27 protein-coding genes and 1 pseudogene are annotated in these 26,977 nt (G+C 64.7%); 15 read left to right on the forward strand and 13 right to left on the reverse strand.

The genetic code is table 11. The annotated features are described in order from the left end of the window. Window positions 1–20: 20 nt before the first annotated feature. Window positions 21–1,022: a DUF2336 domain-containing protein gene (locus tag ABIB66_RS02380; protein ID WP_354206828.1), complete on the reverse strand. Its 1,002-nt coding sequence runs from the start codon at window positions 1,020–1,022 to the stop codon at window positions 21–23. A gap of 253 nt (window positions 1,023–1,275) precedes the next feature. On the opposite strand from ABIB66_RS02380, the gene ABIB66_RS02385 reads away from it, so the two are divergent. Next, window positions 1,276–1,464, forward strand: a complete 189-nt coding sequence (locus ABIB66_RS02385) for a hypothetical protein (protein ID WP_027516916.1) — start codon at window positions 1,276–1,278, stop codon at window positions 1,462–1,464. A gap of 15 nt (window positions 1,465–1,479) precedes the next feature. After that, entirely contained in the window at window positions 1,480–2,241 is a 762-nt protein-coding gene (locus ABIB66_RS02390) for a hypothetical protein (RefSeq protein ID WP_354206826.1), read from the forward strand. Between the two features lie 94 nt (window positions 2,242–2,335). On the opposite strand, the gene ABIB66_RS02395 is transcribed toward ABIB66_RS02390, so the two are convergent. The 3 genes from ABIB66_RS02395 to ABIB66_RS02405 form a co-directional block, all read right to left on the reverse strand. Next, entirely contained in the window at window positions 2,336–2,929 is a 594-nt protein-coding gene (locus tag ABIB66_RS02395) for an amino acid synthesis family protein (protein WP_275167772.1), read from the reverse strand. A 9-nt stretch (window positions 2,930–2,938) separates the two neighbouring features. Next, window positions 2,939–3,802, reverse strand: coding sequence for a fumarylacetoacetate hydrolase family protein (locus tag ABIB66_RS02400; protein WP_354206823.1), 864 nt, complete (start codon window positions 3,800–3,802; stop codon window positions 2,939–2,941). 94 nt (window positions 3,803–3,896) lie between these two features. Continuing rightward, window positions 3,897–4,598, reverse strand: coding sequence for a GntR family transcriptional regulator (locus ABIB66_RS02405; RefSeq protein ID WP_354206821.1), 702 nt, complete (start codon window positions 4,596–4,598; stop codon window positions 3,897–3,899). A gap of 111 nt (window positions 4,599–4,709) precedes the next feature. Between ABIB66_RS02405 and ABIB66_RS02410 the strand changes: the two genes are divergently transcribed. The 3 genes from ABIB66_RS02410 (at window position 4,710) to ABIB66_RS02420 (ending at window position 7,675) form a co-directional block, all read left to right on the forward strand. Further along, the gene (locus tag ABIB66_RS02410) at window positions 4,710–5,702 is read left to right on the forward strand and encodes a zinc-dependent alcohol dehydrogenase family protein (RefSeq protein WP_354206819.1); all 993 of its coding nucleotides are present in this window, start codon (window positions 4,710–4,712) and stop codon (window positions 5,700–5,702) included. Between the two features lie 16 nt (window positions 5,703–5,718). Next, window positions 5,719–6,624 (forward strand): VOC family protein, encoded by a 906-nt coding sequence (locus ABIB66_RS02415; RefSeq protein ID WP_354206817.1) that lies wholly within the window; start codon window positions 5,719–5,721, stop codon window positions 6,622–6,624. A gap of 73 nt (window positions 6,625–6,697) precedes the next feature. Next, entirely contained in the window at window positions 6,698–7,675 is a 978-nt protein-coding gene (locus tag ABIB66_RS02420; protein WP_354206815.1) for a tripartite tricarboxylate transporter substrate binding protein, read from the forward strand. 28 nt (window positions 7,676–7,703) lie between these two features. Here ABIB66_RS02420 and arsC read toward each other — a convergent pair whose 3' ends face one another. From arsC to ABIB66_RS02435, 3 genes are read right to left on the reverse strand one after another with little or no spacing between them, the layout of a single operon-like run. Further along, window positions 7,704–8,105 carry an arsenate reductase (glutaredoxin) gene (arsC, locus tag ABIB66_RS02425; protein WP_354206813.1) on the reverse strand — a complete coding sequence of 134 codons (402 nt, stop codon included), beginning with the start codon at window positions 8,103–8,105 and terminating at the stop codon, window positions 7,704–7,706. Continuing rightward, complete coding sequence (locus ABIB66_RS02430; protein WP_354206811.1) at window positions 8,102–8,806, reverse strand: aquaporin; 705 nt, start codon at window positions 8,804–8,806, stop codon at window positions 8,102–8,104. Before ABIB66_RS02430 ends, arsC begins: the two co-directional genes overlap by 4 nt. After that, window positions 8,799–9,161, reverse strand: a complete 363-nt coding sequence (locus ABIB66_RS02435; RefSeq protein WP_354206809.1) for an ArsR/SmtB family transcription factor — start codon at window positions 9,159–9,161, stop codon at window positions 8,799–8,801. Before ABIB66_RS02435 ends, ABIB66_RS02430 begins: the two co-directional genes overlap by 8 nt. A 124-nt stretch (window positions 9,162–9,285) precedes the next feature. On the opposite strand from ABIB66_RS02435, the gene ABIB66_RS02440 reads away from it, so the two are divergent. From ABIB66_RS02440 to ABIB66_RS02450, 3 genes are all read left to right on the forward strand, one after another. Continuing rightward, the gene (locus tag ABIB66_RS02440; protein ID WP_354056201.1) at window positions 9,286–9,603 is read left to right on the forward strand and encodes an ArsR/SmtB family transcription factor; all 318 of its coding nucleotides are present in this window, start codon (window positions 9,286–9,288) and stop codon (window positions 9,601–9,603) included. 53 nt (window positions 9,604–9,656) lie between these two features. Further along, window positions 9,657–11,027 carry an NAD(P)-binding domain-containing protein gene (locus ABIB66_RS02445; protein ID WP_354206805.1) on the forward strand — a complete coding sequence of 457 codons (1,371 nt, stop codon included), beginning with the start codon at window positions 9,657–9,659 and terminating at the stop codon, window positions 11,025–11,027. Window positions 11,028–11,142: 115 nt separating this feature from the next. Next, window positions 11,143–12,324: an MFS transporter gene (locus tag ABIB66_RS02450; RefSeq protein WP_354206803.1), complete on the forward strand. Its 1,182-nt coding sequence runs from the start codon at window positions 11,143–11,145 to the stop codon at window positions 12,322–12,324. 21 nt (window positions 12,325–12,345) lie between these two features. On the opposite strand, the gene ABIB66_RS02455 is transcribed toward ABIB66_RS02450, so the two are convergent. Continuing rightward, window positions 12,346–13,398 (reverse strand): Cj0069 family protein, encoded by a 1,053-nt coding sequence (locus ABIB66_RS02455; protein WP_354207336.1) that lies wholly within the window; start codon window positions 13,396–13,398, stop codon window positions 12,346–12,348. A gap of 524 nt (window positions 13,399–13,922) precedes the next feature. On the opposite strand from ABIB66_RS02455, the pseudogene ABIB66_RS02460 reads away from it, so the two are divergent. The 3 genes and pseudogenes from ABIB66_RS02460 (at window position 13,923) to ABIB66_RS02470 (ending at window position 16,020) form a co-directional block, all read left to right on the forward strand. Next, window positions 13,923–14,827, forward strand: a pseudogene (locus ABIB66_RS02460) (DUF1259 domain-containing protein). Between the two features lie 15 nt (window positions 14,828–14,842). Beyond that, window positions 14,843–15,490 carry a hypothetical protein gene (locus ABIB66_RS02465; protein WP_354206801.1) on the forward strand — a complete coding sequence of 216 codons (648 nt, stop codon included), beginning with the start codon at window positions 14,843–14,845 and terminating at the stop codon, window positions 15,488–15,490. Between the two features lie 29 nt (window positions 15,491–15,519). Continuing rightward, a complete protein-coding gene (locus ABIB66_RS02470; protein WP_354206799.1) occupies window positions 15,520–16,020 on the forward strand; it encodes a GlcG/HbpS family heme-binding protein in 501 nt (166 codons plus the stop codon). A 101-nt stretch (window positions 16,021–16,121) separates the two neighbouring features. On the opposite strand, the gene ABIB66_RS02475 is transcribed toward ABIB66_RS02470, so the two are convergent. Beyond that, window positions 16,122–16,361, reverse strand: a complete 240-nt coding sequence (locus tag ABIB66_RS02475) for a YjiS-like domain-containing protein (RefSeq protein WP_354206797.1) — start codon at window positions 16,359–16,361, stop codon at window positions 16,122–16,124. A gap of 358 nt (window positions 16,362–16,719) precedes the next feature. After that, complete coding sequence (locus ABIB66_RS02480) at window positions 16,720–16,896, reverse strand: hypothetical protein (protein ID WP_354206795.1); 177 nt, start codon at window positions 16,894–16,896, stop codon at window positions 16,720–16,722. Between the two features lie 301 nt (window positions 16,897–17,197). Here ABIB66_RS02480 and ABIB66_RS02485 point away from each other — a divergent pair, with 301 nt between their 5' ends. From ABIB66_RS02485 to ABIB66_RS02500, 4 genes are all read left to right on the forward strand, one after another. Beyond that, window positions 17,198–17,590: a FixH family protein gene (locus ABIB66_RS02485; protein WP_354206793.1), complete on the forward strand. Its 393-nt coding sequence runs from the start codon at window positions 17,198–17,200 to the stop codon at window positions 17,588–17,590. An 84-nt stretch (window positions 17,591–17,674) separates the two neighbouring features. Beyond that, complete coding sequence (locus ABIB66_RS02490; protein WP_354206791.1) at window positions 17,675–19,099, forward strand: efflux RND transporter periplasmic adaptor subunit; 1,425 nt, start codon at window positions 17,675–17,677, stop codon at window positions 19,097–19,099. Next, the gene (locus tag ABIB66_RS02495) at window positions 19,096–22,266 is read left to right on the forward strand and encodes an efflux RND transporter permease subunit (RefSeq protein ID WP_354254078.1); all 3,171 of its coding nucleotides are present in this window, start codon (window positions 19,096–19,098) and stop codon (window positions 22,264–22,266) included. Before ABIB66_RS02490 ends, ABIB66_RS02495 begins: the two co-directional genes overlap by 4 nt. A gap of 322 nt (window positions 22,267–22,588) precedes the next feature. Then, the gene (locus ABIB66_RS02500; protein WP_354206787.1) at window positions 22,589–23,032 is read left to right on the forward strand and encodes a hypothetical protein; all 444 of its coding nucleotides are present in this window, start codon (window positions 22,589–22,591) and stop codon (window positions 23,030–23,032) included. Between the two features lie 471 nt (window positions 23,033–23,503). On the opposite strand, the gene ABIB66_RS02505 is transcribed toward ABIB66_RS02500, so the two are convergent. The 3 genes from ABIB66_RS02505 to ABIB66_RS02515 are packed head-to-tail and all read right to left on the reverse strand — an operon-like array spanning window position 23,504 to window position 26,977. Further along, window positions 23,504–24,088, reverse strand: coding sequence for a DUF1254 domain-containing protein (locus ABIB66_RS02505; RefSeq protein WP_275167754.1), 585 nt, complete (start codon window positions 24,086–24,088; stop codon window positions 23,504–23,506). Further along, the gene (locus ABIB66_RS02510) at window positions 24,085–24,663 is read right to left on the reverse strand and encodes a DUF1214 domain-containing protein (RefSeq protein WP_007593444.1); all 579 of its coding nucleotides are present in this window, start codon (window positions 24,661–24,663) and stop codon (window positions 24,085–24,087) included. The genes ABIB66_RS02505 and ABIB66_RS02510 overlap by 4 nt, the downstream gene beginning before the upstream one ends. A gap of 25 nt (window positions 24,664–24,688) precedes the next feature. Continuing rightward, complete coding sequence (locus ABIB66_RS02515) at window positions 24,689–26,977, reverse strand: transglycosylase domain-containing protein (RefSeq protein ID WP_275167753.1); 2,289 nt, start codon at window positions 26,975–26,977, stop codon at window positions 24,689–24,691.

The following is a 26,977-nucleotide window of genomic DNA, read 5'->3' on the forward strand; positions in this document are numbered from 1 at the left end:
GTATCAGGTCGCACTCGCCTCTAGCGATCCGATGATCCGCTGGTGCCGATCCGCACCGCGGGCGCGGAGCCGGGCTGCACGCCCGGACGCGTCTGGCTTGCGCCTGCACGCGCGCGCTGGCGCTCGCTGTCGTGCAGCGACGGTTGGTACTTTGCACGGGTGACGGCAAGCGTCGAGCCGCGCCAGGCGGCCAGCATCACCAGCGCCGCGCGGTCGCTGAGGCGATCGTAAAGCCGCGACAGCCGGTACACGTCGGTCACGGAGTTGCCGATCTCCGGCTTGAAGAACAGCAGGATGCGCTGGAACACGGGGCTCGGCATGTCGAGTGCGCGCGCGGCGACCGCGAGCGCTTCGCCGCTTGCATCGTCGACGATCTGGGCTGCGACGCGCGAGGGCAGGATCAGGCTGTCGCCGAGCTCGAAGGTGAAATTCTCGACATCGCCCGCGATCGCCGCCATCTCGAGGATCTGGATCGCGCGCTTGGCGCGGACTGTCGGAATCCGCGGCGCGGCCTTCAGCGGCGTCTGCGCCAGATTGTGCAGGATCAGCGCGCGCTCGGAGGCGCCGGCGCGGAAGAACATGTCGTGGATATCGGCCGCGTCCTTTGGCTGCATCGCCATGTTCGAGGCCATGCGCAGCTCGGCGTCGGTTGGCGTGCGAGCCGGCAAGGGGGCAGGAGGGGGAGCAAGGGCGGGGGCAGGAGCGGGCGCCGGGATTTCGCGCGCGAGCGGAACCCTGCGGCCCTCCTGCGCGGCCGACAGACCGAGCTTCTGCATGATCGGGACGGGCGTCGACGGATAGATCGCAAGCCGCGCCTTGACGGCCGCGCGCGTCGCGTCGTCGACCTGGTCGATCAGTCGTGTGGCGAGCTCGACGAACTGGCGCTGCTCGTCATCGCTATGGGTGCTCGACTGGACATAGAGGTCGGTCAGCACGCGCAGCAGCGTCGGACGGACATCGACGCCTTCGCGACGGGAGAGGGTCATCAGCCCGTCGAATCCTGGAAACAACGACTTGGTCATGGAGAGATACGCGACCTGGAAGAGATACTCGCCGTCAGCCTATCGCGGGCTCCTTTAAAGGCTCGTTAAGGAAAACGAGGCGTGAAGCCGAACGCTTGCTTTGAAGCGTTCTCGTGCCGCAACGGGACGGCGGGTCCTACCCGTGCGGTTACGGTTCCGCCGGCACGTTTACACCCCGTTAACCATGAACTGATCTTAATGATCCCATGTTGCAGAGGCGCGCCGGGTCGCGCGGCAATTGAAGAGAGCTGATATGGGGACCATCATCGAATTTCCGGCCGGTCGCCGGGTGAGCGCGTCGGGGGACGTGGCTCCGCGCGCGGACATGGGCACGATTTTGATCCTTCCCGTGATCCGCATCGAGCGCGAGAGCGACGAAACCAGCGGCGATCACGGGCCGGAGCAGGGCACAGCGCCGGGGCGCCGTCGTCGTCGCCGTTAGCCTTCGGCCTTTGCAATGCCGGAGAACCTCCGCCAGATCCGGCCCGTCGTAACGGCCATCATGCTCGCAGTGCTGGGCGCGACGCTTGCCGCCTGTAGCGGCGGCGATTTCGGCCGGACCCGCGCCGACATGCGCAGCGACGACATGCATCGCTGGCTGGGCGCGGAAGTCACCTCCAGCATCGGCCTGAAGCCATCCCAATTCCAGCTCACCGACGAGGAGCGCCAGCTTCGCGACCTCGCCTATCCGCTGATCGAGCCGCCGCTGTCGCGGCCCGCCTGGAAGAGCGTGTTCGGCGACTACAAGGCGCTGCCCTCGCCCTGGCGGCAAAAGATCGTGTTCGACCGCACCATGTACGGACGCACGCTGATCGACGAGCCGCACCGTTCGCACTCCTCGCGCTATGCGCAGCTGATCGAGGACGTGCGCAACGACATCACCCGCTTCGAGCCGTTCTTCGCCTCCGCGATCCGCGTCATCGACCTCGACAAGAAGCGCAACGCCAGCATGGCGCGTGTCTCCTCCCTCTCGCCGAAGGAGAAGGAGGACGCGGTCGAGCGCATGCAGGAGAATTCGCTGATCATCCAGTGGGTGCAGCAGTGCCTCGAGCAGCGCGTCTCGTCCTATCGCTGGGGTCTGGAGCGGCTGGTGATCCAGGCGCCCGACGGCATGGCCGCCGATGCCGACCGCCTGATCGGCGAACTCGCCGCCCAGACCGCTAACCCGCCGGTCGCGGCCCAGCCGCCCTACGGTCGCGCGGTCGTCTCGAAGGGTTGATCATCTCACGGCTGCGCGCCGGCGCTTGATTGCGTCGGGTTTGGCGCGCTGCTTCTGCGGCTTTCCACAAAATTCTTCAGCACATCCGCGCCTTTCAGCGCTGTCCGTCGTGCACGGAGATCGCGGATGCCGCGAGGCCCCCGATGCGCGCGTGAGGTCGGCCGCCGGTCGCCATCACGAGCCCGAAGGCGATCTCGTCGCGCCGCGGTGAATCCCACAGCGTCATCTCCGCGGTGCCGAAATGGCTGCGGACATAGGCGGCGTGAATGTGCCCGAGCGGAACCATGAGCCGCGTGCCCGGACCGCCGATGGTCTTCGCCGCCGGAACGATCGCCTTGGGCTGACCGAGCACCTCGCGCATGCCCTGGCCGCCGGCCTCGTGCCAGACCGCGCCGTGCTCGAGCTCGCCGTCCCCGCCGACGATGATGCCCTTGCCATAGGCCTCGATCTGCGCGGCACCGCCGAGCTGCGCGATCAGCCGTGTCGCGAGCTCGCGCCCGAGCTCGCGCAAGGACGCCTGAAACGGCATCAGGTCGGGTTCGAAGCGGCCGGCGAACGGATTGCGGATCACCGCGACGGCCGTTCCGACCAGCAGCGGCTTCTCCAGGCGGGGGCCGCGCTCGTGCCAGATGGTCTCGACGCTGAGCGCGCTCTTGCGGATATCATGGGTCGCGTCTTGGGACGACATGCGCTGGCTCTATGCTTCGTCGACGACGGGATTGCGCAGCACGCCGATGTTCTCGATCTCGACCTCGACCACGTCGCCGGGCTTGAGGAAGACCGGCGGCTTGCGGGTGAAGCCGACGCCGGCCGGCGTGCCGGTGGCGATGACGTCGCCGGGGACGAGGTCGAAGATGGTCGAGCTGTACTCGATCAGCCGCGGGATCGAGAAGATCAGCATCGAGGTGTCGGACGACTGCACCACCGCGCCGTTGACGCGCGTCTCGAGCTTCAGCTTGGTGGGATCGCCGATCTCGTCCGGCGTCACTAGCCAAGGACCGAACGGGCCGGTGCCGACGAAGTTCTTGCCGGAGGCGATCTGCTGGGCGTGACGCTGCCAGTCGCGCACGCTGACGTCGTTGTAGATCGAGTAGCCCGCCACGTGATTCCAGGCGTCGGCCTGGTTGATGTGACGGCCACCCTTGCCGATGACGACGGCAAGCTCGCCCTCCCAGTCGAAATTGTCCGAGACCTTCGGCCGGATCACCGGCGCGTTGTGCGCGACCTGGGAGCGCCAGACCCGGAGGAAGATCGGCGGAAATTCCGTGATCTCGCGCTTCATCCCGAACGCCACGGCTTCGTTGTGGTGGTCGAGATAATTCCGCACGGCGCAGACGATCTTCTCCGGACGCGGGATCACCGGCAGATATTTGACGTCGCTCAGCGCCATCGTGGGCTTGTGCCCGGCAACGATGGCCTCGCGCCGCGCATAGTCGTCGCTGCCGAGGAAGTCCGCGAGAACAGGGTATTGGGGCAGGGCGCGACCGAGATCCACGACACCATTTTCGACAACGGCGCCCCAACTTTCCCGAGTTCCGTCCAAGAACGACAGTAGTTTCATGCTTTCGCCCCAAAGGTTGGCATTTTCGATCTTTTGCATTATTTTCGAAAATAGGTGGAGGCGCAAGCCCACCCCAATAAAAAGACGGTGCAGCCTATTCGGTATCGAGCAGGTGCGCGGCGTATGTTGCCACGTTGTCGGCAGTCGAGCGGATGTGCGTCTCGATCAGCTGCACCGCGAGGTCAGGATTGCGCGAGATCGCGGCCTGCATGATCGCCTGGTGCTCGCCGGCCTTGTCGCGCGGACGCGGCCGGAAATTGGCCGACAGATGCCGATAACGCTCGGCGCGGTCGAACAGCTCGGCGCGAATGGCGAGGAGTGTCGCGGAGCCGCAGGCTGACACCAATGCCTGGTGGAATTGGCGGTGGGCGATGTTCCATTCGGGATCACGCAGCGGATGTTCGGGATCGCGCTGCTCGATCCGCTTCAATCTGTGCAGTGTCGAGATGACGGCGATTTCCCAATCGTCGTTGCCCCGCTTGATGGCACGGCGGATCAATTCCACCTCGATCAGGACCCGCGCATCGGTGACCTCCACCAGATCCTGCCGGCTGACGGGGGCCACGCGAAATCCGCGCTGCTCCTGCGCGTCGACCAGGCCCTCGGCGGTAAGCGCCGTCAGTGCCTCGCGCAGCGTGGTGAAACTTACGCCGAATCGTTCGCGCAGGACGTCGAATCGCAGCGGCTCGCCCGGCGCCAGGCCGCAGGCAATGATCTCCTCGCGCAGCCGATGGGTGACGTCGGCGGCGATGGTCTTGCCGAATTCCTTGCGGGGGCGAATGGCGCTGTCGGACATCGTTTCTGTCATTGAATCGATAGCTCAACATGCCGCGCCAAAGACCATCTTGCAATAATTTTCGTAAAGGATATGATTTTCGAAAATACGGCTTGGGAGGCGTGTGACATCATGAGAGCGGTGCTGGTGCGTCAGCCGGGTGGTCCGGATGCACTCGAACTGGTCGAGCTTCCGGTGCCTGTGCCCGGACCCGGCCAGGTGCAAATCCGGGCCGAAGCGTTCGGGGTGGGGCAACCCGATGTGCTGATCCGGCGTGGCGTCTACAAATGGATGCCGCCGCTGCCGGCCAATCCCGGCAACGACGTCGCCGGCCGCATTGCCGCGCTCGGGCCCGGCATCGAGGGCCTTGCGATCGGCCAGAAGGTGCTGCTGAGCGCACGCGACCTGTCGCAGCGCGGCGGCTGCTACGCCGACTATGTGGTCGCTCCCGCGGACGCCATTCATCTGCTGCCCGACAATGTCGATCTGCAAGCGGCCGTGTGTCTGTCGAACTACCAGGTCGCCTACGCGCTGCTGCACGAGTGCCGCCATCCGCGCGCACCCGCGAGCGTGCTGGTGATCGGGGCTGCCGGTGGTGTCGGCACCGCGCTGGTGCAGCTCGCCAAGCTCGCACAGATGAATGTCATCGGTACGGTCTCCACCGACGAGAAGGCCGCATTCGCGCGGAGCAACCGCGCCGATCATGTCATCTACTACCGCCGCGAAGACGTGGTGGCGCGGACCCGCGAGCTGACCAATGGCGAGGGCGTCGGACTCGTGCTCGATCACGTCTGTGGGCCCGAGTTCACCGGCTATCTCGGCGCGCTCGGCAAATGGGGGACGCTGCTGTCGTACAACGCTTTCGCCGGATTGCCGGAAGAAAACCTGATGGCGGCGATGCGCGACCATCTCGACATCTGCCCGGCGATACGCTGCTTCTCCTTCCATATCTACGACCACGATCGCGACGGGCGTCGCGCGCTCATGCGCAACGTGATCGAGGCGCTCAGCCGCAACGCGATCAAGCCGGCGATCTCGGCGGTCCTGAAGCTCGACGAGGTCAGGCAGGCCCACACGCTGCTCGAGCAGGGCTCCGCGCTCGGCAAGATCATCATGACGCCATGAGGGGGTGGATCGCACGATGACGACACAAGCACCCATTGCACGCTTCACCCGGCTCCGGCACGCGAGCTTTGCCTCGCCCGATCCCGAGCGGTTGCTCGACTATTACCGCGCCGTGATCGGTCTTGGCCTCGTCGGCCGCGACGGCAACCGCATCTTTCTCGCCAACGATGCCGAGCAGCTTTCGCTGGTGATCGAACCCGGCGACGCGGCGCTGACGAGCATCGCCTTCGAGATATCGCCTGATGTCCAGATCGAGGCGCTCGGCGCCGCGCTGAAGCAGGCCGATCTGCGGCCCGAACTTCAGAGCGATCCGCTGCCTGGCGTTTCCAGGCTGCTGTCGTTCCGCGATCCCGAAGGCACGCGCTTCGAGTTGATCCAGGGCTGGACGCCGACGCCCGCGCAGGAACGGATCGGTGCGCTTGCCGTCACCAAGCTCGGCCATGTCGCCCTTCGCACGCCCGATCCGCGCGCGGCCTCGGAGTTCTACGCCAACGCCATGGGCCTGCGAGTCTCCGACTGGATCGAGGACCGCTTCGTCTTCATGCGCAGCGGCTATGAGCATCACACGCTGAACTTCGCGCGCGCGCCCGGCCGCGGCCTGCATCATGTTGCGTTCGAGCTGCGGGGGCCGACCCACATGCAGCAGGCGTGCGACCATCTCGCCCGGCACAAGCTCCCCGTGCTCTGGGGACCGGTACGTCACGGCCCCGGCCACAACACGGCGATTTACCACCGCAATCCCGACGAACATCTGGTCGAGCTGTTCCACGACCTCGACCGCATGACCGACGAAGAGCTCGGCTATTTCGAGCCGCGTCCCTGGCATCGCGATCGACCGCAGCGGCCAAAAGTCTGGGTCGGCCTGCCGCGCGACGTCTGGGGCATGCCGCCATCGCCTGAATGCACGGAGTTCGCCCGCTAGCGGACTCAAACTCGACTTGAACAACGCCGGCTCGTCGCGGCCAAGACATAACAATCAAAGGGAGGACGCATCCATGCGAAGGATGAAGCGGCTTGCTGCGGCGATTTTTCTGTTTGGCGGTTGTCTCGCAACCACTTCGGCTTCGGCGGACAATTATCCGTCGCGTCCGATCCGGCTGCTGCATGGATTTGCCGCCGGCGGCGCGGCCGACACGCTGTCGCGCATCATCGCCGACGGGCTCTCCAAGAAGCTCGGGCAGCCGATCATCGTTGAGGCCAAGCCTGGCGCCGGCGGCAACATCGCCGCCGATGCCATCGCGAAAGCGGCGCCCGACGGCTACACGATCGGGCTCGTCACCGGCGCTCACGCCATTTCCGCGGCGACCTACAAGAGCCTCGCCTACCAGCCGGCCGAGAGTTTCGAGATGATCTCGACGCTGGTCTATTACGCGCTCGTCATTGCCGTGCGGAGCGATTATCCGGCAAAATCGCTGGGCGAACTCGTCGCCATGGCAAAGCAGAAGCCCGGTGCGCTCAGCTTCGGATCGGTCGGTTTCGGCAGCACGCACCATCTTGCAGGAGAGCTGTTGAACGCAGCCGCCGGTGTCGAGATCGTGCACGTGCCCTATCGCGGCGATTCCCAATCCGTCACCGCGCTGCTCGGCGGAGAGGTTCCGGTGATCGTCGGCACGCCGGTCCTGCTCGCCGCGCAAATTCAAGGCGGTGCGATCCGCGGCCTGGCGGTGACCTCGCCGACGCGCACCGCATTGTTGCCTGACGTGCCGACGGTTCAGGAAGCCGGGATCAAGGGATATGACGTGCGCACCTGGGCCGGCCTGCTGGCCCCGAAGGGAACGCCGCCCGCCATAATGGTCGCACTCAATGCGGCGACGTTGGACGCTCTTAGGGATCCCGACCTCAAGCAACGTCTGGAGACCGCCGTCGGCGGCGAGGTCCGCGGCAGCTCGCCGGAGGAGATGAAGAAGCTGATCGAGACCGAGATCAGCAAATGGACCGGCGTGGTGGAGCGGGCAAAGATCCCGAAGATCTGATCCGAGGCAACACAGGCGCCCCGTAAGCCTATCGCGCCTCGACCACCTCGCCATCCTCCTTCACGAACCGGCCGACGGGCTGGTCCAGGAGATCGATGACCGCTTCCGAGGGCCGGCACAAGCGTGTGCCCTTGGGCGTCACCACGATCGGGCGGTTGATCAGGATGGGGTGCGCGAGCATCTGGTCGATCAGCTCGTCGTCGGACCATTTGGGGTCGTCGAGGCCGAACTCCTTGTAGGGGGTGCCTTTCTCGCGCAGCAGCGCGCGAACGGAGATGCCCAGGGCCTTGACGAGCTCGACCAGCCTTTCGCGGGATGGCGGCGTCTTCAGATACTCGACGACGACGGGCTCGACGCCGCTCTGCCGGATCATCGCCAGCGTGTTGCGCGAGGTGCCGCAGGCAGGGTTGTGATAGATCGTGACGCTCATCGGGTGGTCTCCGCGATTGGGACGGGGCCTCGCGCCTGGGGGCGTCCGAGCAGCCAGTTCATCAACAGCATGGCTGCAAAGGCTCCGCAGAGTTCAGCGAGGATGAAGCCGGGCAGGTCGGCGGGACGAATGCCCGCGAACGTATTCGTCAGCGACCTTGCGATGGCCACCGCCGGATTGGCGAATGAGGTCGAGGCCGTGAACCAGTAGGCCGCGGTAATGTAAAGGCCCACCAGCCAAGGCACCGCAGTCCGCTGGAAACGGATACCAGCCAGGATCGTCGCAACCAGACCGAAGGCGGCGACGGCTTCGGCGAACCATTGCGGTCCTCCGGTTCGCATCTTCGTCGAGAGATCGATCAGCGACAGTCCGAACATCAGATGCGCCGCGATCGTTCCCGCGATGCCGCCGGCGATCTGCGCGACGACGTAAAGTGCGGCGTCGTTCACCGGCAGCTCGCGCTTGCCGGTGAAGACGAGGGTAACCGCCGGATTGAAGTGTGCGCCGGAGATCGGACCGAGCACGGTGATCAGGACGACCAGAATGGCGCCGGTCGGCAACGTGTTGCAGAGAAGCGCAAGCGCGACATCCTTGGTCAGCGTCTCCGCCATGATGCCGGAGCCGACCACCGTGGCGACGAGAATGCCTGTGCCGAGCGCTTCGGCCGCGAGGCGGCGCGGAAGATCGAACTGATCAGGCACGGCTCCGCTCCTTTCGTCTCGGAGAGCAGCAGGCTTGGAGGCTCTCGACGACCGGCGCGCAAACTTCCGGCCGCCCTTCGCAGCAATCCCGCAGCAGGAAAACTGCCACGTCTCGAAACTCGCTGAGATTGGCGCGGTAGACGATCGAACGACTGCGCCGCTCGGAGGTGACGAGCCGCGCGCGCGTCAGGATCGACAAATGCGCCGAGAGCGTATTCTGAGGGACCTCCAACAGCCGTGCGAGATCGCCGGCCGCAAGCCCGTCGGGCTCGTGCCGGACCAGCGTCCGGAAGGCCTCCAGACGGGTCGCCTGGGCCAAGGCGGCGAGTGCCAGAACGGCTTCTTCGGTTTCCATATATCCAGACTTATGGAATTATGGCGACGCCGTCAATCCGGAATTTTTAACAATGGGCGAACATATTTCGAATATTCTAGAAATATGGTGACACTTAGACGTCAGCTGGCGCAGCATGCCCGCCATGAAGATCGATGACGCAGCAGCACGCCTTGAAGCCCTGGGCAACCGGACGCGACTCCAGATCTATCGTGCCCTGGTGCGGGCTGGGCACAAGGGCATGGCCGTCGGCCGCCTGCAGGACAAGCTGAAGATTCCGGCGTCGACGCTGTCGCATCACATCAAGACGCTGGTCTCGGTCGGGCTCGTCAGTCAGGTCCGGGAATCAACGACGCTGATCTGCCACGCGAACTTCGACGCGATGCGCGGCCTGGTCGATTTCCTGGCGGCGGAGTGCTGTGCCGACGAGGTCGGATGCAAGGACACGCAAACGGCGGCCTGATCATTTTTTCGGGTCAAGTTATTCGATGGTCCTAGAATGATGGGAGTAACGGCATGAGCGACGCAAAGACGGTAGCCATCATCGGGGCGGGCCCTGTCGGCCTCGCAGCAGCTGCGCACGTCCTGGAGCGTGGCATGTCGCCCATCGTTTTGGAGGCAGGATCCGAAGCGGGGCACGCGGTGCGCCAGTGGCAGCAGGTCCAGCTCTTCTCGCCGTGGGAATACAACGTTGACAAGGCCGCCGCGCGCCTGCTGGCGCCGACGGGATGGAATTCGCCGGACCCGAGCTCTTATCCGACCGCCGGCGAACTGCTCGATCGATATATGACGCCGCTTGCGACGCGAACGCCGCTGCGCGAGGCGATCCGGGCATCCAGCCGTGTCACGGCCATCAGCCGCGTCGGCTTCGACAAGGCGAAGACGAAAGGGCGCGAGCAGGCGCCTTTCGAAATCCGCTACCAGAACGGCAAAGGTCTTGAAGTGCTGCGCGCCGATGCCGTGATCGATACGTCAGGCACATGGTTCTCTCCCAATCCCGCCGGAGGGAATGGTCTGCCCGCGATCGGTGAACACGAATGCGCCGGCCACATCGCCTACGGCATGTCCGATGTCCGTGGTGCCGGTCGCGCCAGATATGCCGGGAAGACAGTTGCGGTGCTCGGCGCTGGCCACTCCGCGGTGGGCACGCTGATCGATCTCGTGCATCTCGCGGATGAGGCGCCGGGGACGCAAGCGATCTGGCTGTTGCGCGGCGCCGATCCCGCCAAGGCGTTTGGCGGCGGCCGGAATGACAAGCTCGCTGCGCGCGGAGAGCTCGGCAGCGCGTTCGCTGCGCTCGTTGCCACCGGGAAGATCAAGGTCGAAGCCGAATTCGGAGTCACGCGTCTCTCGGACTCCGAAGACCGCCTCGAGATCGCGGCCGGCTCGGGTTGCGGCGGACGAAGCGTGATCGTGGACGAGCTGATCGTCTCGACGGGCTTTCGTCCCGACTTTTCGTTCCTGTCCGAATTGCGCCTGCGGCTCGATCCCGCCATCGAGGCGCCGGTCGCGCTGGCGCCGCTGATCGATCCCAACGAGCATAGCTGCGGCACAGTGCGCCCGCACGGCGCGCGCGAGCTCTCGCACGATGAGCCGGGCTTCTACATGGCGGGCATGAAGTCGTATGGCCGCGCCCCGACCTTTCTCATGATGACAGGGTATGAGCAGGTGCGCTCGATTGCGGCCGATCTCGCCGGCGACAAGAAAGCCGCCGCAAGGGTGGAGCTCGTGCTGCCGGAGACCGGCGTCTGCACGCGCGGTGGCGTCGAGTCCACTGAAGCCGGATCGGGATGTTGCGGTGGGCCGGCAAAGCAGGAACCGACGGCGTGTTGCGCCGCCGACGAAGCGGCGAAGAAGGCCGGCGCTTCGGGGTGCGGTTGTTCATGAAGCTGGTTCTTGCAGGTGAAGGCGGAGAGATGCCCATTGTGGTTGGTGCGCCGTTTCAGCCCGGGGGCGGGAGGACAGCATTCGTAACCTGAGCGGCCGGTCCCTGATCGCGGTGATGTGCATCGGCCAGGTCGGCAATCTGCTGCCGCATGTGACGCTGTCCGCGAATTTGGCGCAGTATCTGATGCCGGCGTGGGGACTGTCGGCGGCCGAAGGCGGCTTGATGGCGAGCGGTTACGCGTTCGGCTACATGCTCGCCGTGCCGTTGCTGACGACGTTGACCGACCGGATCGACGCACGGCTCGTCCTGCTCTGGGGCTCGATCGTCAGCGGACTGGCGACCGCCGCGTTCGGAATCTTCGCGCAAGGGTTTTGGTCCGCGACCGCGATCTGGTCCCTGGCAGGGCTTGGATTTGCCGGCGCCTACATGCCGGGCCTGAAGGCGCTGACGGACCGGCTGCCCGCCGGCGACACCTCCCGCGCCGTCACGCTGTACACGTCGAGCTTCTCGGTCGGCGTCGGCCTCTCGTTCCTGGTCGCGCAAGTGATCGCCGACCGCTGGGGATGGCGGACGGCTTTCCTTGTCACCGGCTTCGGTCCTATCGCAATGGTCGTCGCGTGCCTTCTGATGCAGGCACAGCGGCCCGCTCCGAAGGCGGGACGTCTCCTGAACTTCGCGCCCGTCTTCGCCAATCGCGAGGCGCTCGGATATATCTTCGGCTACGGCGCCCATTGCTTCGAGCTCTACGGCATCCGCACCTGGCTGGTCGGCTTCTGGACCTTCGTCGTCGCCCACCAAGGCGCGCCGTCATGGTTGAGCCCCGTCGTGTTGAGCTTCTGCTTTGCGGTGATCTCGATGCCGGCCAGCATCCTCGGCAACGAGGCCGCGCTGAAATTCGGGCGCCATCGCGCGATCACGGTCGTGATGATCGCGTCGGCCTGCGTCGCGCTGGTCATCGGCCTCAACGCGACGGCACCGGCATGGGTGCTCGCGCTGCTGCTGCTCGTCTATGGCCTGACAGTGCCGGCGGATTCGGGCGCGTTGACCGCCGGCATGTCCGCCGCGGCTGTGTCCGAACATCGCGGCGCGACCCTGGCCCTGCATTCGACGGTCGGCTTCGGCCTGTCGGCTGTCGGTGCCTGGGGCACCGGCGCCGCGCTCGACGCAGCCGGCGGCCCGCAGAGCGCGACCGGCTGGCTGCTGGCGTTCAGCGTTCTTGCGGCCGGAATCGCGCTGGGGCCGTTGGCGCTGCTGTGGGCGCGGGCGCAACCGTCTCCGAGCCGCAGCGCGGGATGACGCTATGCGCCCGCCGGCGGTTCATTTGGCCGAACTCGCTCTTTGCGTCTGCGTAAGCCGCTGCTTCACCGTCCGCGCGATCGCTGCCGGGGCCTCCTCGGGTATCGCGAAGCATGAACTCGCGTTGATCTCGCACAGGACGTAGGTGTCGGCCCCAGTCGTGTCTTTCGGACCATACAGGAAGTCCGCGTCCCAGATGACCGGGAGCGAGCCTTCGTCGATCTCCAGTGTCTTCATCATTCCCGGGGTCCACTCATCTTCCATCAATCGACGCAGCCGCTGGAAGCGCGGGTCTGCGTTCGAGGTGTAGAGGCGCGGTCCCGCCTCGGAACGGGCGGCCGGCGAGTCGACCAGGGCTTTGACTTTGTGATAGCCGAAGCCGGCACAGCGATTGCCCGACATATAGCAGCGCACCACGCCTTCGCTCAAGCGTGGCTGGAATGGCTGATCGACCACGCTGCCATTTTCGAAATATTCGGCGCAGCGACCGAGAAAACTATCCAGCGTCAGTTCCTCGGAGCCATCTTTGGTCGCATCCAGCACCTTTATCATCGGGGAAGTCGGTAGCTTCTCGACCTTCCACACGCCTTGGCCGCCGTTGCCGCGGTTGCGCTTGATCACGCGCGGACCGGTGGCGAGCCATGTCGGCAACTCGGCGCGCATGGCCTCGGCGGTTTGATATAAAGCCGTGTCGCATCCCCACCCCATCGAGCGGGTACGATAGAGTACCTCCTTGGTGCCCATCTTGAGAATGACGTCCGGATGCGCGCTCACCCACGGTCCCCGCGCCGCAACGTCGCGAAGCAGGGGATCGAGCTCGACACGCGTCTTGCCCTGGTGGATCGGATCGACCCAGACGAGCACGCCGTCCGTCGCGAGCAATTGTTCACGGACGTCCTCGGCGAAGTTTTCGTCGTAGATCGCCGGGCGCGCCTCGATACCGACGGCGGCGAGTGCTTCGAAGACGCGGACGAAGCGGCTGTTTTGCGCCGTCGCATCCCGGCGCGCGGCAGCGTCTCCGCGTGAGAGGATAGCGACGGTGTGTTGGTGAGAAGGGTGTCGTTCGGTGTCCATGCGCAAGCTCCACGAATGGCGTGCTGCGCAGAGCTTGGACCGAGGCCTCACGGGGAGTCTGCTTTGTCCCCACGCAAAGGACACTAGCGAGCCCGTTCGCGAGTTTCAAGACGTGGCTGGCGCGGTTCCGCGGAGCGGTGAACTCTTTGTGACGGTCGCCCGCGGCTCCGGTGGGCAGGCCGATGCACGCGCCCGTTGACAGCTCCCACCTTCGGGTTTTTATTTGGGGCTCGGGGATGTGCGATCTCCCCGTGAGGCGACATGCCCAAGCATCGCGTCCTGATCACCAAGGGCGCAGCATGTTATCATACATTCCCTACTTCATCCGGCAGATAGGCTCGATTTTTCGGCTCGGCTCCCGTGCCGATCGCAGCACCGCTGCGCGCATTGATGCCCGCGCTTTGTCGCGCCTCGTGGGCGTGATGTGGGGGAAAGATCGCGAACCGGACTTCACCTGGGGCGGGTCGGTCGTCGACAGCGGCGACCGGGTCAAACAGCGAAACCAAAGCCTGAGGAGTAGCACAATGAAAAGAATCATCTGGGCCGTGGTCGGCATTGGTGTTTGTCTGCTTGCATTTCGCTTCGGCCCCTTCATCCCGGCATATGCCCAGGATGCCGAATGGCAGAAGGTGGACGAGACCCTGGGCCGCAAGCCCGCTGTCTCGGACGACGTCCGCCGCTACGGCTTTCCCCGCAGCGATCTCTCCGTGAAGTTGGACGGGGTTTCGATCAAGCCGGCGCTGGCACTCGGCGGTTGGGTTGCGTTCAAGCCGGCGCATGGCGGCGCAATGATCATGGGCGACCTTGTGCTGCTCGAGACCGAGATCAATCCCGTGATGGCGAAGATGATCGCGAGCGGGCTCGAGATCACAGCCGTGCACAATCATTTGCTGCGTGCGAGCCCGGCAACGTTCTACATGCACGTCGCCGGACAAGGCGACCCCGTCAAACTGGCCTCGGCAATCCATGATGCGCTGGCCGAAAGCAAGACCCCGTTGACGGTCACCGCACCGGCGAGCCCGCCACCCGTCATCGACCTTGACACGGCGAAACTCGACCAGATCATTGGAGTGAACGGGAAAGCGAATGGCGGCGTCTACCAGTTCAACGTGAAGCGGCGCGACCCTATCACGGAAGACGGCATGTGACCCCCGTCGCCGCGATGGGCGTTGCGATCGCCATCAATTTCCAGCCGACGGGCGCGGGGAAGGCCGCCATCACCGGCGACTTCGTGCTGACCAGCGACGAGGTGAACCCCGTCATCCTGGCGCTACGGACCTACGGCATCGAGGTGACGGCGCTGCACAGCCACATGCTGGACGAACAGCCGCGGCTCTTCTTCATGCATTTCTGGGCTAACGACGATGCCGTCAAGCTCGCTGAAGGCCTCCGTGCGGCGCTCGACAAGACGGCGAGCACGAAGGGCTGATGCATGGACAAGCTCATGGACAAGCTTGCGTTGGCTTCCATGCTGGCCTTGTTAGTGGGAGGGAACGCCGTGGCCGAGACCCTGAATTTCGACATCGCTGCTGCCGGAAGTTCGCCCGACGGGTGGACTTTGACGATGACCGGCAAGGGACAGCCGAAATGGACCGTTGAGGCCGAGGCCACGGCGCCCAGCAAGCCGAACGTTCTCAAGCAATCCGGACGGGCGACGTTTCCCCTCGCCATCAAGCGCGATAGCGCCATCCGCGACGGCTTCGTCGAGGTGAAATTCAAGGCCGTCGCCGGCTCCGAGGATCGCGCGGCGGGAGTTATTTGGCGTGCGAAGGATGCCGATAATTACTACGTGGTGCGGGCCAACGCACTGGAGGACAATGTCGTGCTGTACAAGACAATCAAGGGCGTTCGAATCTCACTTGAGATCGTGGGGCGCAAAGGCGGCTATGGCGTCAGCGCGCCGGTATCGTCCGGGCAATGGCACCTGCTGCGCTGCGACTTCGCGGGACATCGGTTCAAGGTGAGCTATGACGGAAAGCAATTGTTCGAGGTGGAAGACGCCACCATTCCGGACGCCGGGATGATCGGCCTGTGGACCAAGGCAGATAGCGTGACCCTGTTCGACGATCTGACATATGGTGAGACCAAATAGGCGTTTGGTGACCTATGCCGGAGATTGCCATGAACGTTCGATGCCTGTCGGTCGCGACGGCCCTGCTGATTGCGTCCATCTGCCCAGTACGGGCCGAGGAAAGTCTGGTCGCCTATAAATCGCTCGGTCCGGAACTGGCGCTCGATCTTGCGCGCGCTGCGTTGGCGAACTGCCGCACCCGTGGATACCAGGTTGCAGTCGCGGTCGTCGATCGCTTCGGCGTCATGCAAGTGATGTTGCGCGACCGCTTTGCAGGTCCTCACACCGTCCCAACGGCAACCGGCAAGGCGTGGACAGCTGCCTCGTTCAAGACCAGCACGACCGAACTGAATGCGATCAGCCAGCCAGGCATGATGCAGGCGGGCATTCGCAACCTTCCCGGAGCGGTCGTCATCGCCGGAGGACTGATCGTCGAAGCCGGCGGCTCCCTGGTCGGAGCGGTCGGCGTGTCCGGCGCTCCGGGCGGTGACGCGGACGAAGCGTGCGCGAAAGCCGGAATTGATGCCATACGCGACAAGCTGGACTTCTGAGAGCCTTTTCGTGAGCCTGGCGGCCGTCTGATCCACAGGGATGAGCAGACGCGCCGCCTTCGCACGCTCAGGTGTGACCGCTCATCGAGCGGATATGATAATCACCGATCGTCGCGCCAACCTGAGAAGTAACACCGTCGAGCTTCCCCAACGATTGTTCTCGATAAGCCGATGTCCGCGAGAAGCCGGTCGTCCAGTTCGAGAAGCTCGTCGTATTGGCGGCGCCGTGTGATGCCGTCCAGCAGCGCGAGCGTTAACTTCCAGAACCATCGAGGGTTTGGAGAAGGGCCGAAGGCTGCGCTGGATGTGCTGATTGAGCCAGTGGTGCTGTCGCAAGACATGTTTCACCTCCGTAATGGAGCGAAACAACGCTTGGCTCGAAAGCTGGTCGGGCGGTTGTGTTTGACCCGATGGCCGTTGCTATCATGCTCGTCTTTGCCCCACAAGAGATCCTGTTCGTGCTTGATCGTGAGCTGCCTCCGGGTGCTTGCGCTTCGGAACGCTCCGCTTGCGCCCGGGATCTGTCCGCCGACTTTTCACGGGCCGGTGCCGCTGACGCTGGTCGGACCGTCGGTCGTCCGCTGGGGGACGGACCCGGCCGCCGTTCCGGCCTCGGTCACGAACCCTTGACCAAGATCAATGACTGTTTTCGATGCTCGAATATGTTACTGAGGCGGTGTTCCGGCCCGAAAGTGAGATTTAATATTTGATGCAGTTCGTCCGTACCATCCAGGCATTCGCCATCGCCATATCCTTGGCGATGTTGCCGGTTGGCGCGTCCGCGGCGAACCTCGCAATCTCGTCGGACGACATGGCGACGACCATGCACATGAGCGGCGACGCGGATATGTCGATGGACGATTGTTGTCCCGACATGAAGGGAACGGGCTCCCACACTGGTGGCGGCAAGTGCGGAATGGGCTTCTGCTGCGTTGGCGGGATCATCGCGCTCGGTGATGTCAGGCCCGTCGCTTTTGCATATCTCGCCGTGGCTGCCAGCAAGTTGACCATTCCAGCCGATCAGGTTGTCTGCTTCCGCGGCGCCAGTCCTCCTTTCCGACCACCTCGAATCTGATCTCGCAAAGCCAGGGACGCGAGCGGCATGCCGGCTCGCGACGATGACTTGACGTGCGCTCTCCCGCGCCACGGCGATAGATCAATTCATGAGGACAGGACGATGCTTTCCAGATTCAGCACCGCGGCTCTCGCCGCCACCCTTTCGCTTGCCACTTCCGCCGCGCTTGCGGGCGCCGGCGACTACGCCTTCGACCCCGTCAATCCGCAGATGAAGAAGGGTGAAGACGTCACGCTCGCCGTTCGCTTGACGAACAAGCAGACCGGCAAGCCCGTGCCGGATGCGGTCGTCTTCAAGACCCGCGTCGACATGGCCCCGGACGGGATGGCCGAGATGGAGTCGCCGGTCGCACCGCTGCCCTCCAAGGAACCCGGTGTGTACGCCTTCAAGACGGACCTGCCGATGGCCGGCCGCTACCAGATCACGCTATCGGCGAAGGTGCAGGGCGAACCCGAGACCGTCATCGGCAAGGTGATCGTCACCGCGACGAAGTGAGCGTTCGGGCGCTGCCCGGCGGCGCCCGACATTCCCTTTTTTCATTCACATGGAAGCGCGCTCCCGGGCGCGCGGATACACCACATGAAAACGCTGCGTCTCCTGACTGCTCTTGCGCTGGGCGGCGGCCTGGCCCTGGCCGGCTACTGGCATTTGAGCCGTGCGCGCGGGCTCCTCGATGCCGAGATCATATCCGCTGCGGCTGCCGCCGAGCCAACTCCGCTCTATTACCGCCATCCGGGCGGCGCGCCGCTTTGGTCTGCTGGTCCGAAGAAGGACGAGCGCGGCCGGGACTACCTGCCGGTCTATGACGACGATCAGGCGGTCCGGGCCGTACCGAAGCCGCAGCAGGCGTCCTCGCGGAAAATCCTCTACTACCGCAATCCCATGGGGCTGCCCGACACCTCGCCGGTGCCGAAGAAGGATTCGATGGGGATGAATTATGTCCCCGTTTACGAAGGCGACGACACCGACGACGGCACCGTGAAGCTGTCGCCCGGCAAGATCCAGCGCACGGGCGTGAAGTCCGAGCCGGTCGAGCGCCGCTCGATCCGGGTCTCGGTGAAGGCGCCCGGCACGATCCAACTCGATGAACGCCGCGTGTCGGTGATCGCGATGCGCGCCGAAAGCTTCGTGCAGAAGGTCGCCGACGTGACCACCGGCACGCGCGTAAAGGCGGGCCAGCCGTTGATGGAAATCTACAGTTCGGCCGTCGCTTCCGCGGCGGCGGAGTATCTCGCGACGATCACCTCCAAGACGGTCGGCGGCGTTGAGACGTATGGCCGCGGCTCGCGACAGCGGCTGATCAATCTCGATGTTCCCGACGCGGTTATCGCGGAGATGGACAGGACGCACACCTCGCCCGTCACCATACGCTGGTCTGCGCCGCGCGACGGGATCGTGCTCGAGCGCGGCGCGATCGAAGGTATGCGGGCCAATCCCGGCGACGTGCTGTTCCGGATCGCGGACACCTCGGTCGTCTGGGCGCTGGTCGACGTGGCCGAGCGCGATCTCGGCGACGTTGCGGTGGGGCAGTCGGTCGCGGTACGCGCACGCAGTTTCCCGGGCCGAACCTTCACCGGGAAGATCGCCGTCGTCTATCCGCAGGTGAACCGCGACACGCGAACCGTTCGTGTCCGGATCGAGCTTGCCAACGCGGACGCGGTGCTGCTGCCGGACATGTACGTCGATGCCGACATCGACACGGCCGATGCCGCGCCCGTCCTGGCGATACAGGACAGTGCGGTGCTCGACACCGGCAGCCGGCAGAGCGTCCTCGTCGACACAGGGGAAGGGCGTTTCGAGCCGCGGGAGGTTAGGCTGGGCCGTCGCGGCGGCGGTTATGTCGAGGTGCGGGAGGGTCTCTCGGTCGGCGAGGCGGTGGTTACCTCCGCCAATTTTCTGATCGATGCGGAAAGCAACCTGAAAGCGGCGCTGAAGGGTTTTGGTGAGGCGGCGTCGCGAGCCACCGACGCCGGCCCTGGCAACGCAACGGGAGATCGCAAATGATTGCCCGCGTCATCGCCTGGTCGGCGCGCAATCTGTTGCTCGTGCTGTTCGGTACCGGCTTCGCTGCCGCCGCCGGCCTCTATGCCCTGGTTCACCTCCCGCTGGATGCGATCCCGGACCTCTCGGACACGCAGGTCATCGTTTACACCGAGTATGCCGGGCAGGCGCCGCAGGTGATCGAGGATCAGGTCACCTATCCGCTGACGACGGCGATGCTCACCGTGCCGAAATCGAAAGTCGTGCGCGGCTTCTCGTTCTTCGGCGTCTCTTTCGTCTACGTGATCTTCGAGGACGGCACCGACATCTACTGGGCCCGCTCGCGCGTGATGGAATTCCTCAACGGTGCGTCGTCCAGGCTTCCTGCCGGTGTCACCCCGACCATCGGGCCCGACGCGACCGGCGTCGGCTGGGTCTACCAATACGCCGTCATATCGAAGGAATTGAACCTGGCGGACACGCGCACGATCCAGGACTGGAATCTGAAGTTCGCGCTGGCCAAGGCCGATGGCGTCGCCGAGGTCGCCAGCATCGGCGGTTTCGTCAAGCAGTATAACGTGGTCCTCGACCCGCAGCGGATGCGCGACCGCGGCATCAGCATGCAAAAAATACGCGAGGCGATCCGCGCCAGCAACGCCGATGTCGGCGGGCGCACAGTCGAGCTCTCCGAGTTCGAATACGTCATCCGCGGCAGGGGCTACATCAAGAGCATCAACGATCTCGGCAACATCGTCCTGAAGACGAGCAACGGCACGCCGGTGTTGCTGCGGGACGTCGCCAACGTCGAGCTCGGACCGGACGAGCGGCGAGGCATCGCCGAATTGAACGGCGAGGGCGAGGTTGCAAGCGGGATCGTGCTGCAGCGGTTCGGCGTCAACGCACTCGACGTCATCGAAAACGTCAAGAAGCGCTTCGGGGAGATCGCGAGCAGCCTGCCGAAATCGGTCGAGATCGTGCCGGTCTACGACCGGTCGAACCTGATCTACGCGGCCATCGATACCCTCAAGAACACCCTGTTCGAGGAGAGCATCGTCGTTGGGCTCGTCTGCATCGTGTTCCTTCTGCATGTCCGCAGTGCGCTCGTCGCGATCTTGATGTTGCCGGTCGGTGTGCTGATGGCGTTCGGTGCCATGAAGCTGCTCGGGCTGGGATCGAACATCATGAGCCTCGGCGGTATCGCGATCGCGATCGGCGCCATGGTGGACGCCGCCATCGTCATGATCGAGAACGCACATAAGCACCTCGAACGGGCGAGGCCTCATCAGTCTCGCGTGCAGATTCTGATCGACGCAGCATCCGAGGTCGGGCCTGCGCTGTTCTTCAGCCTGCTGATCATCACCGTGTCGTTCATGCCGATCTTCACCCTGGAATCGCAGGAGGGGCGATTATTCAGCCCGCTGGCGTTCACGAAGACCTTCTCCATGGCCGCTGCGGCCCTGCTGTCCGTCACCCTGGTGCCGGCGCTGATGGTGATCTTCGTCCGCGGCAGGATTGTCCCGGAGAGCAGGAACGTCATCAATCGCTTCCTGATCTGGGTCTATCGTCCCGTGATCAAGGGAGTTCTGCGCGCCAAGACTCTGGTCATCCTGGCTTCGCTCGTCGTGCTTGCGGTGACAATCTGGCCGGCGCGCCAGCTCGGCACGGAGTTCATGCCGGCGCTGAACGAGGGAACGCTGCTCTACATGCCGACGACGCTGCCCGGCATTTCGGTCACCAAGGCAGCCGAGCTGATGCAGATGCAGGACCGCATCATCAAATCGTTCCCGGAAGTCGCTTCGGTCTACGGCAAGGCGGGGCGAGCCGCCACTGCGACCGATCCCGCGCCGACGGAGATGTTTGAAACAATCGTCAACCTCAAGCCGAAAGAGGCGTGGCGTTCCGGCCTTACCGTCGACGGCCTTGTTGCCGAGATGGACAAGGCGTTGCAATTTCCGGGCGTCTCCAACGCCTGGACCATGCCGATCAAGGCGCGCATCGATATGCTCTCCACCGGCATCCGCACGCCGGTCGGCGTCAAGGTCATGGGAACGGATCTCGGCGAGATCGACCGGCTCGCGAAGCAGATCGAACGCGTCATCAAAACCGTGCCCGGCACGTCGTCGGCCTACGCCGAACGCGGCATCGGCGGCTATTATCTCGAGATCGTTCCGGATCGCGAGGTGCTCGCCCGTTACGGCATATTGATCCAGGACGTTCAGGACACCATCGCTGCCGCGCTCGGTGGTCAGACAGTCACGACGACCGTGGAAGGCCGGCAGCGGTTCACGGTGAACATGCGCTATCCGCGTGACCTCCGCGACAATCCCAAGGCCATCGCCAGCGACATCCTGGTGCCGATGCCTTCGGGCGGCGCCGTGCCGCTCGGCGAGGTCGCCAAGGTCGAGCCGGCACGCGGGCCGACCTCGATCCGGACGGAGAACGGCCAGCTTGCCACCTACATCTACGTCGATATCCGGGATCGGGACATCGGGAGCTATGTCGCCGATGCGCAGCGCGCCGTCAGCGAAAGCATCAAGTTTCCGGCCGGCTATTACGTGATCTGGAGCGGCCAATACGAATATCTGCAGCGCGCCGCCGCCCGCCTGAAAATCGTCGTTCCGGTGACGCTCACGATCATCTTCCTGCTGCTGTACCTGAACTTCCGGGCGATGACCGAGACGCTCATCGTGATGCTGTCACTGCCGTTCGCGCTGGTCGGCGGCATCTGGATGATGTGGTGGCTCGGCTTCAACCTGTCCGTTGCGGTCGCGGTCGGCTTCATCGCTCTCGCCGGCGTTGCCGCCGAGACGGGCGTGGTGATGCTGATCTATCTCGATCACGCGCTGGTCGAGACAAAAGCCAGGTGTAGCGCTGACGGCAGGGTCTTTACCCGACGAGACCTTCACGATGCCATCATGGTGGGTGCGGTCGAGCGCGTGCGGCCCAAGATGATGACGGTGGTCGCGATCATGGCCGGTCTGCTGCCGATCATGTGGAGCACCGGGGCCGGATCGGAGATCATGCAGCGCATTGCGGTGCCCATGATCGGCGGCATGACGTCATCGACACTGCTGACGCTCGTCGTGATCCCCGCGATTTTCGGCCTGGTGAAGGGGCGGGGGCTTCCACCGGGCGAACGATCGGCTCTTGCCGATGAATGGACCATGCGCGTTCCGCAAGCCGCCGAATAGGTGGGCGGCGAAGGTCGTCGTTCTCGGCAACGTCTCCGCCAACAAAAAACCCGCGGCGGATTGCTCCGCGCGGGTGAACTTTCGATGATGCCATTCTGCCAGTGTTTTGCCCGACGTGTCAAAGGCGGAGGCGCGCTGCGCGGAGGATTCGCATCGCCGTCCGGTTTTCCACAACGCGAGGGGTAGTGGTGTTCGGCCGTTCCGGCCCCCCAACAATCGATAATTTGTCATCGCGAGCCGGGCCGTCTTCATAGGAGGGACGTTCCGCTCCGCCTGTCCACATGATCAAGCTGACCGCAACGCAAAGCATCACCCCGTACAAATGGGTGCATCCGACCGAAAAGCGGTAGGATTGGGCAAATACCGAGCAGCGCACAGCAACGCGCTAGCGATAGATCAGAGCTCCGACGCAAAGAACAAGCATCGTCAAGCTGAGCGCAATGGTAACGAGGGCGCGCTCGGCTCTGCTGGTAAGCTCTTCTTCGCTCATGACAACTTTCCCTGCCGCAAGGTCAACCTGCATGCCCTCACCTTGTTCCCCGCACGATCGGGATGCGTGAAGCTTGGTGGCTCCAACCTGATCATGCACGTTGCCGGAGGAAGTGCCGCCAACGTGAACCGCTCCCTGCCGGCTGTGTGCACTAGTGCGCCGACGGAAGCTTCCACCAATATCTACGTTCCGACGTCACCGCCCGATCAGTGGCTGTTATCGGTGATGAGAACGCTGCTTGCGCTCCCGCCTCCTCCGGAACGGATCGTGCAGTGAGCCAGCGGCGCAAGTTCAATGAATCGCACGAAGAGGGGCTTGCAGAAATGGCCGTTCGTCTTCGCTCAGGCGCGGAACTGCTCCCGCCAGGGCCAGTGAGAGATGCCGCCCTCAGACGCGCACGCTGGGCTGAAACAAGCTTGTCGTTAGATGATTGGCTCAACTCGCCAGGACTACAGCCACCGACCCGACGGTGACACCGCCCTGCAGGGATTCAGGCCATGTTCGGTGAGGCTCCAGCAAGAAAAAACCCGCGGCGGATTGCTCCGCGCGGGTGAACTTTCGATGCTGCCATTCTGCCAGTGTTTTGCCCGACGAGTCAAAGCCGAACAGCGCGACGGGCAGGGATGTATCGGTCCGGCAAACGCCTATTTGGTGCAACCAAAATGGCGAATAGTTTCAACACCCTCGCTACTGTGCATGGGGTTGTTTTCGCGCTTTTTGTTTTGCGGCCTGCCGAAGCGACGCGCTTTAGCGCCGTGCGCGCGGCGCTTCCGCCTTGGCCGGCGGGTCGGTCTGCGGACCGCAGCTCGCGGCCGCGAGCGAGCCTTGCGCCTGCGGCATCAGGCCGGGCTCTGGGGCGAGCGCCTTCATCACGATCAGGCCGGTGGTGCTGGGGGAATCGATGATCAGGCGGTCGGCGGCGGTGATCTCTTCGTCCTCGGGCAGCTCGTTGTGCTGCGGCTCGGTCATCAGGTCGAGCTCGATCACCTTCTTGCCGGCCGAGCGGTCGTTGATGGCGTAATAGGCGATCTCGTTGCGGGTGTAGAACGACACCGAGGTGTAGGCCTGACTGACGGGGACCGTCAGCTTGATCGGGCCGTTCGACAGATCGTAGCGGCAGATCGCTAGCGCAAAGGCCGGATCCATGAACGGCATCGGCGAGGTCTGCGGATCAGTGAGCGGAAGCTGCGTGACCGCGTTGAGCTTGGTCATCGGCGTCAGCCGCGAATAAGCGTCCTGGGTCGCGATCCGCGGCAGCGCCAGCACGCTGACGAGATGGACCACGAGGCCCAGCACCACGCCGGCAACGATGGTGAACAACAGCCGGATCATGAGCAGCCCGCCGTCGTGATGGTGGGCATCGGCGCATCGCGCTGGGTGCGCGTGGCAACGCCGACCGGGGTATCGTAGAGCCGCAGCATCAGCGCGTAGCGTTCGATGCCGCCGGTCGGCAGCCAGTTGCCGGCGCGCGAGCGCGAGGCGATGCGGATCTCGAACGAGCCGTCGGACTGCCGCACGATCTCCTGGCTGGTGAAGCCGTAGCGCTGCAGCGAATTGGGAACGAGATGACCCTTGCGGTCGTAGAGCGTCAGCGTCCAGAACCGCGCCGGCGGCGTCACGCCGGAGACCACGACGTCGCAGCGGCCGTCGAGCACCTTCTTCTTGTCGTCGGCGGTCGCGGTGAAGGCGACGCCGTCGCCGGTGCCGATCGGCAGCTCGCCGTTGCGCACGATGGTGGCGCGCGAATAGGGATCGACGTCGGCGGTGCCGGTGCGCGGACGCGCGGTCCAGGGGCCGATGGTCAGCGCGCCGATCTCGGTGCCGCGCGTCGTCGTCATCCAGGTCGCACCGACGCCCACCACGGTTGCGAGCAGAAGGGCCGTCAATGTGATCAGGATCAGCCGCACTTGTTTCGATCAGTTCTTGTTTCGATTAGTTCTTGCGCGGGGCGGATGCGTTCGCATTCTCTTCCGCATAGTTCTGCGGGAAGGCGAGCGCGCTCGTGGACGATGCCGGCTTGGCTTGCTTGGGATCGGTGGCGGCCGATTTGGTCGCGGTCCTGGCCGCGTCATCCAGCAGCTTCTCGACGCGCACCAAAACGTCGGCGCCGCGCTTGGTCAATACCGGCGGCGGACCGGGCTTGGTCTCCAGCACCTTCGGCGCCGCATTGGCCTGCGCGTTGGCGATCCGCTCGGGCGGCAGCTTCTGGCCCATGCCGATGCCGGCGATTTCCCGCACCTCGACGCCCTGATGCGCCGCGAGCATGATGTCGTGCCAGGTCTGCGCCGGCAGCGAGCCGCCGGTCATGCGGTTCGTCGGCGAATAGTCGTCATTGCCGTACCAGACCGCGCAGGTGAAATTGCCGGTGTAGCCGACGAACCAGGCGTCGCGATACGCATTGGTCGTGCCGGTCTTGCCCGCGGTCGGGATGCCGTCGAGGGCTGCGCGACGCGCCGTGCCTTCGCTAACGACGTGGCTCATCATGCCGGCCATGTCGGCGGCCACGGAGGCGGGGATCGCCTGGCGCGGCTTCGGCCCGTCGCGGTCCCAGCGCCAGACTGGATCGCCCGCGCCGGTGCGCACTTCCAGCACGGAATGCGGCGTCACCGCCTTGCCGCGGTTGGGGAAGGTCGCATACGCCACCGCGTGCTCGAGCACGGTGACTTCGTCCGAGCCGATCGGCAGCGACGGCGTGTCGGGCAGCGGCGCCTTGAGGCCGAAGCGGCGCGCGACCTCGACGATCTTGGCGCGGCCGACCTTGGCCGGGTTCTGCGCTTTGGGCTCGTTCTTCTGGCCGATCGCGATCGACAGCTTGACGGGTACCACGTTGATCGAACGCGTGATCGCCTGCGTCAGCGTCACCGAGCCGGAATAGGAATGGCCATAGTTCTGCGGGCACCAATTGCCGATGCAGACCGGGCCGTCGACCACGATCGAATTCGGCGTGAAGCCGTTGAGGAGCGCGGTGGTGTAGACGTAAGGCTTGAACGACGAGCCCGGCTGGCGATAGGCGTCGGTGGCGCGGTTGAACTGGCTGGCGCCGTAGTCGCGGCCTCCGACCATGGCGCGGATGCCGCCGTCGAGATCGGAGACGACGGTCGCGGCCTGGGTCGCATGATAGTCGCGGCCGAACTGGCGCAGCTGGTTCTCGACCGCGTCTTCCGCCGCCTTCTGCACATTGGTATCGATCGCGAGTCGGACCACGAAGACGCGCTCGGTGTAGGATTTCGGGAAGGTGTCGACCAGCTTGCGCATCTCGTCGAAGGCGTAGTCGAGATAATAATTCGGCGACGCCTCGTAGCGGCGGTCGACCGCGAAGGCGGGATTGCGGCGGGCGCCGAACACCTGGCCCTCGGTCATGAAGCCGGCGTCGACGAGATTGTCGAGCACCACGTTGGCGCGCGCGCGGGCAGCGGGCAGGTTGATGTGGGGCGCGTATTTGGTCGGCGCCTTGAACAGGCCGGCGAGCATCGCGGCTTCGGCGAGCGTCACGTCACGTGCCGATTTGTTGAAGTAGAAATGCGCGGCGCCGTCGACGCCGAAGGTGCCGCCGCCCATATAGGCGCGGTCGAGATACAGCTTGAGGATTTCGTTCTTGGTCAGGCGCCATTCCAGCCAGACCGCGAGGAAGGCTTCGTTGACCTTGCGCTCGATGGTGCGCTCGTTGCTCAGGAACAGGTTCTTGGCGAGCTGCTGGGTGATCGAGGAGCCGCCCTGGCGGACGCCGCCGGCCTGGGCGTTGGTGACGAGCGCGCGCGCGGTGCCGGCGATGTCGATGCCGAAATGCTCGTAGAAGCGGCGGTCCTCGGTCGCGAGCGTCGCCTTGATCAGCACGTCCGGAAAATCTTCCAGCGGGATCGAATCGTTGTGCTTGATGCCGCGGCTGCCGATCGGGTTGCCGTAGCGGTCGAGGAAGGTCACCGCGAGATCGGACTTCTTCAGCCAGTCCTCGTCCGCGGTCTCGCGGAACGCGGGGATGGCGAGGGTCAGCATCACGACCAGGCCGCCGAGGCCGAGGGTCGCAGCCTCCGACAGCGGCTCGATGAACACCCAGCGCTTCCACCGCCCGACATAGAAGCGGTCCATGAAGGTCGAGTAGCGCTCGTAGAGCTCGCGGATGCCCTTGGCCGAGGAGAACAGCGAGGAGTCGATGCGCGCATCGAGATCCAGGAAGAAATTCCGGATCCGGGCCTTCCAATGCGGTGGTATGATCTGGCGCAC

Source organism: Bradyrhizobium sp. F1.13.3, from assembly GCF_040548265.1.
Taxonomy (GTDB): domain Bacteria; phylum Pseudomonadota; class Alphaproteobacteria; order Rhizobiales; family Xanthobacteraceae; genus Bradyrhizobium.

What these genes read in the sequence shown, in the direction of transcription:
- ABIB66_RS02435 (WP_354206809.1), bottom strand. Translation starts at nt 9,161, where the DNA reads ATGGAAACCGAAGAAGCCGTTCTGGCACTCGCCGCCTTGGCCCAGGCG.
- ABIB66_RS02475 (WP_354206797.1), bottom strand. Translation starts at nt 16,361, where the DNA reads ATGTCTTGCGACAGCACCACTGGCTCAATCAGCACATCCAGCGCAGCC.
- ABIB66_RS02445 (WP_354206805.1), top strand. Translation starts at nt 9,657, where the DNA reads ATGAGCGACGCAAAGACGGTAGCCATCATCGGGGCGGGCCCTGTCGGC.
- ABIB66_RS02450 (WP_354206803.1), top strand. Translation starts at nt 11,143, where the DNA reads ATGTGCATCGGCCAGGTCGGCAATCTGCTGCCGCATGTGACGCTGTCC.
- ABIB66_RS02465 (WP_354206801.1), top strand. Translation starts at nt 14,843, where the DNA reads ATGGACAAGCTTGCGTTGGCTTCCATGCTGGCCTTGTTAGTGGGAGGG.
- ABIB66_RS02455 (WP_354207336.1), bottom strand. Translation starts at nt 13,398, where the DNA reads ATGGACACCGAACGACACCCTTCTCACCAACACACCGTCGCTATCCTC.
- ABIB66_RS02505 (WP_275167754.1), bottom strand. Translation starts at nt 24,088, where the DNA reads ATGATCCGGCTGTTGTTCACCATCGTTGCCGGCGTGGTGCTGGGCCTC.
- arsC (WP_354206813.1), bottom strand. Translation starts at nt 8,105, where the DNA reads ATGAGCGTCACGATCTATCACAACCCTGCCTGCGGCACCTCGCGCAAC.
- ABIB66_RS02415 (WP_354206817.1), top strand. Translation starts at nt 5,719, where the DNA reads ATGACGACACAAGCACCCATTGCACGCTTCACCCGGCTCCGGCACGCG.
- ABIB66_RS02500 (WP_354206787.1), top strand. Translation starts at nt 22,589, where the DNA reads ATGGGTGCATCCGACCGAAAAGCGGTAGGATTGGGCAAATACCGAGCA.
- ABIB66_RS02495 (WP_354254078.1), top strand. Translation starts at nt 19,096, where the DNA reads ATGATTGCCCGCGTCATCGCCTGGTCGGCGCGCAATCTGTTGCTCGTG.
- ABIB66_RS02400 (WP_354206823.1), bottom strand. Translation starts at nt 3,802, where the DNA reads ATGAAACTACTGTCGTTCTTGGACGGAACTCGGGAAAGTTGGGGCGCC.
- ABIB66_RS02480 (WP_354206795.1), bottom strand. Translation starts at nt 16,896, where the DNA reads ATGTCGGGACAACAATCGTCCATCGACATATCCGCGTCGCCGCTCATG.
- ABIB66_RS02395 (WP_275167772.1), bottom strand. Translation starts at nt 2,929, where the DNA reads ATGTCGTCCCAAGACGCGACCCATGATATCCGCAAGAGCGCGCTCAGC.
- ABIB66_RS02385 (WP_027516916.1), top strand. Translation starts at nt 1,276, where the DNA reads ATGGGGACCATCATCGAATTTCCGGCCGGTCGCCGGGTGAGCGCGTCG.
- ABIB66_RS02380 (WP_354206828.1), bottom strand. Translation starts at nt 1,022, where the DNA reads ATGACCAAGTCGTTGTTTCCAGGATTCGACGGGCTGATGACCCTCTCC.
- ABIB66_RS02405 (WP_354206821.1), bottom strand. Translation starts at nt 4,598, where the DNA reads ATGTCCGACAGCGCCATTCGCCCCCGCAAGGAATTCGGCAAGACCATC.
- ABIB66_RS02440 (WP_354056201.1), top strand. Translation starts at nt 9,286, where the DNA reads ATGAAGATCGATGACGCAGCAGCACGCCTTGAAGCCCTGGGCAACCGG.
- ABIB66_RS02485 (WP_354206793.1), top strand. Translation starts at nt 17,198, where the DNA reads ATGCTTTCCAGATTCAGCACCGCGGCTCTCGCCGCCACCCTTTCGCTT.
- ABIB66_RS02490 (WP_354206791.1), top strand. Translation starts at nt 17,675, where the DNA reads ATGAAAACGCTGCGTCTCCTGACTGCTCTTGCGCTGGGCGGCGGCCTG.
- ABIB66_RS02470 (WP_354206799.1), top strand. Translation starts at nt 15,520, where the DNA reads ATGAACGTTCGATGCCTGTCGGTCGCGACGGCCCTGCTGATTGCGTCC.
- ABIB66_RS02410 (WP_354206819.1), top strand. Translation starts at nt 4,710, where the DNA reads ATGAGAGCGGTGCTGGTGCGTCAGCCGGGTGGTCCGGATGCACTCGAA.
- ABIB66_RS02420 (WP_354206815.1), top strand. Translation starts at nt 6,698, where the DNA reads ATGCGAAGGATGAAGCGGCTTGCTGCGGCGATTTTTCTGTTTGGCGGT.
- ABIB66_RS02390 (WP_354206826.1), top strand. Translation starts at nt 1,480, where the DNA reads ATGCCGGAGAACCTCCGCCAGATCCGGCCCGTCGTAACGGCCATCATG.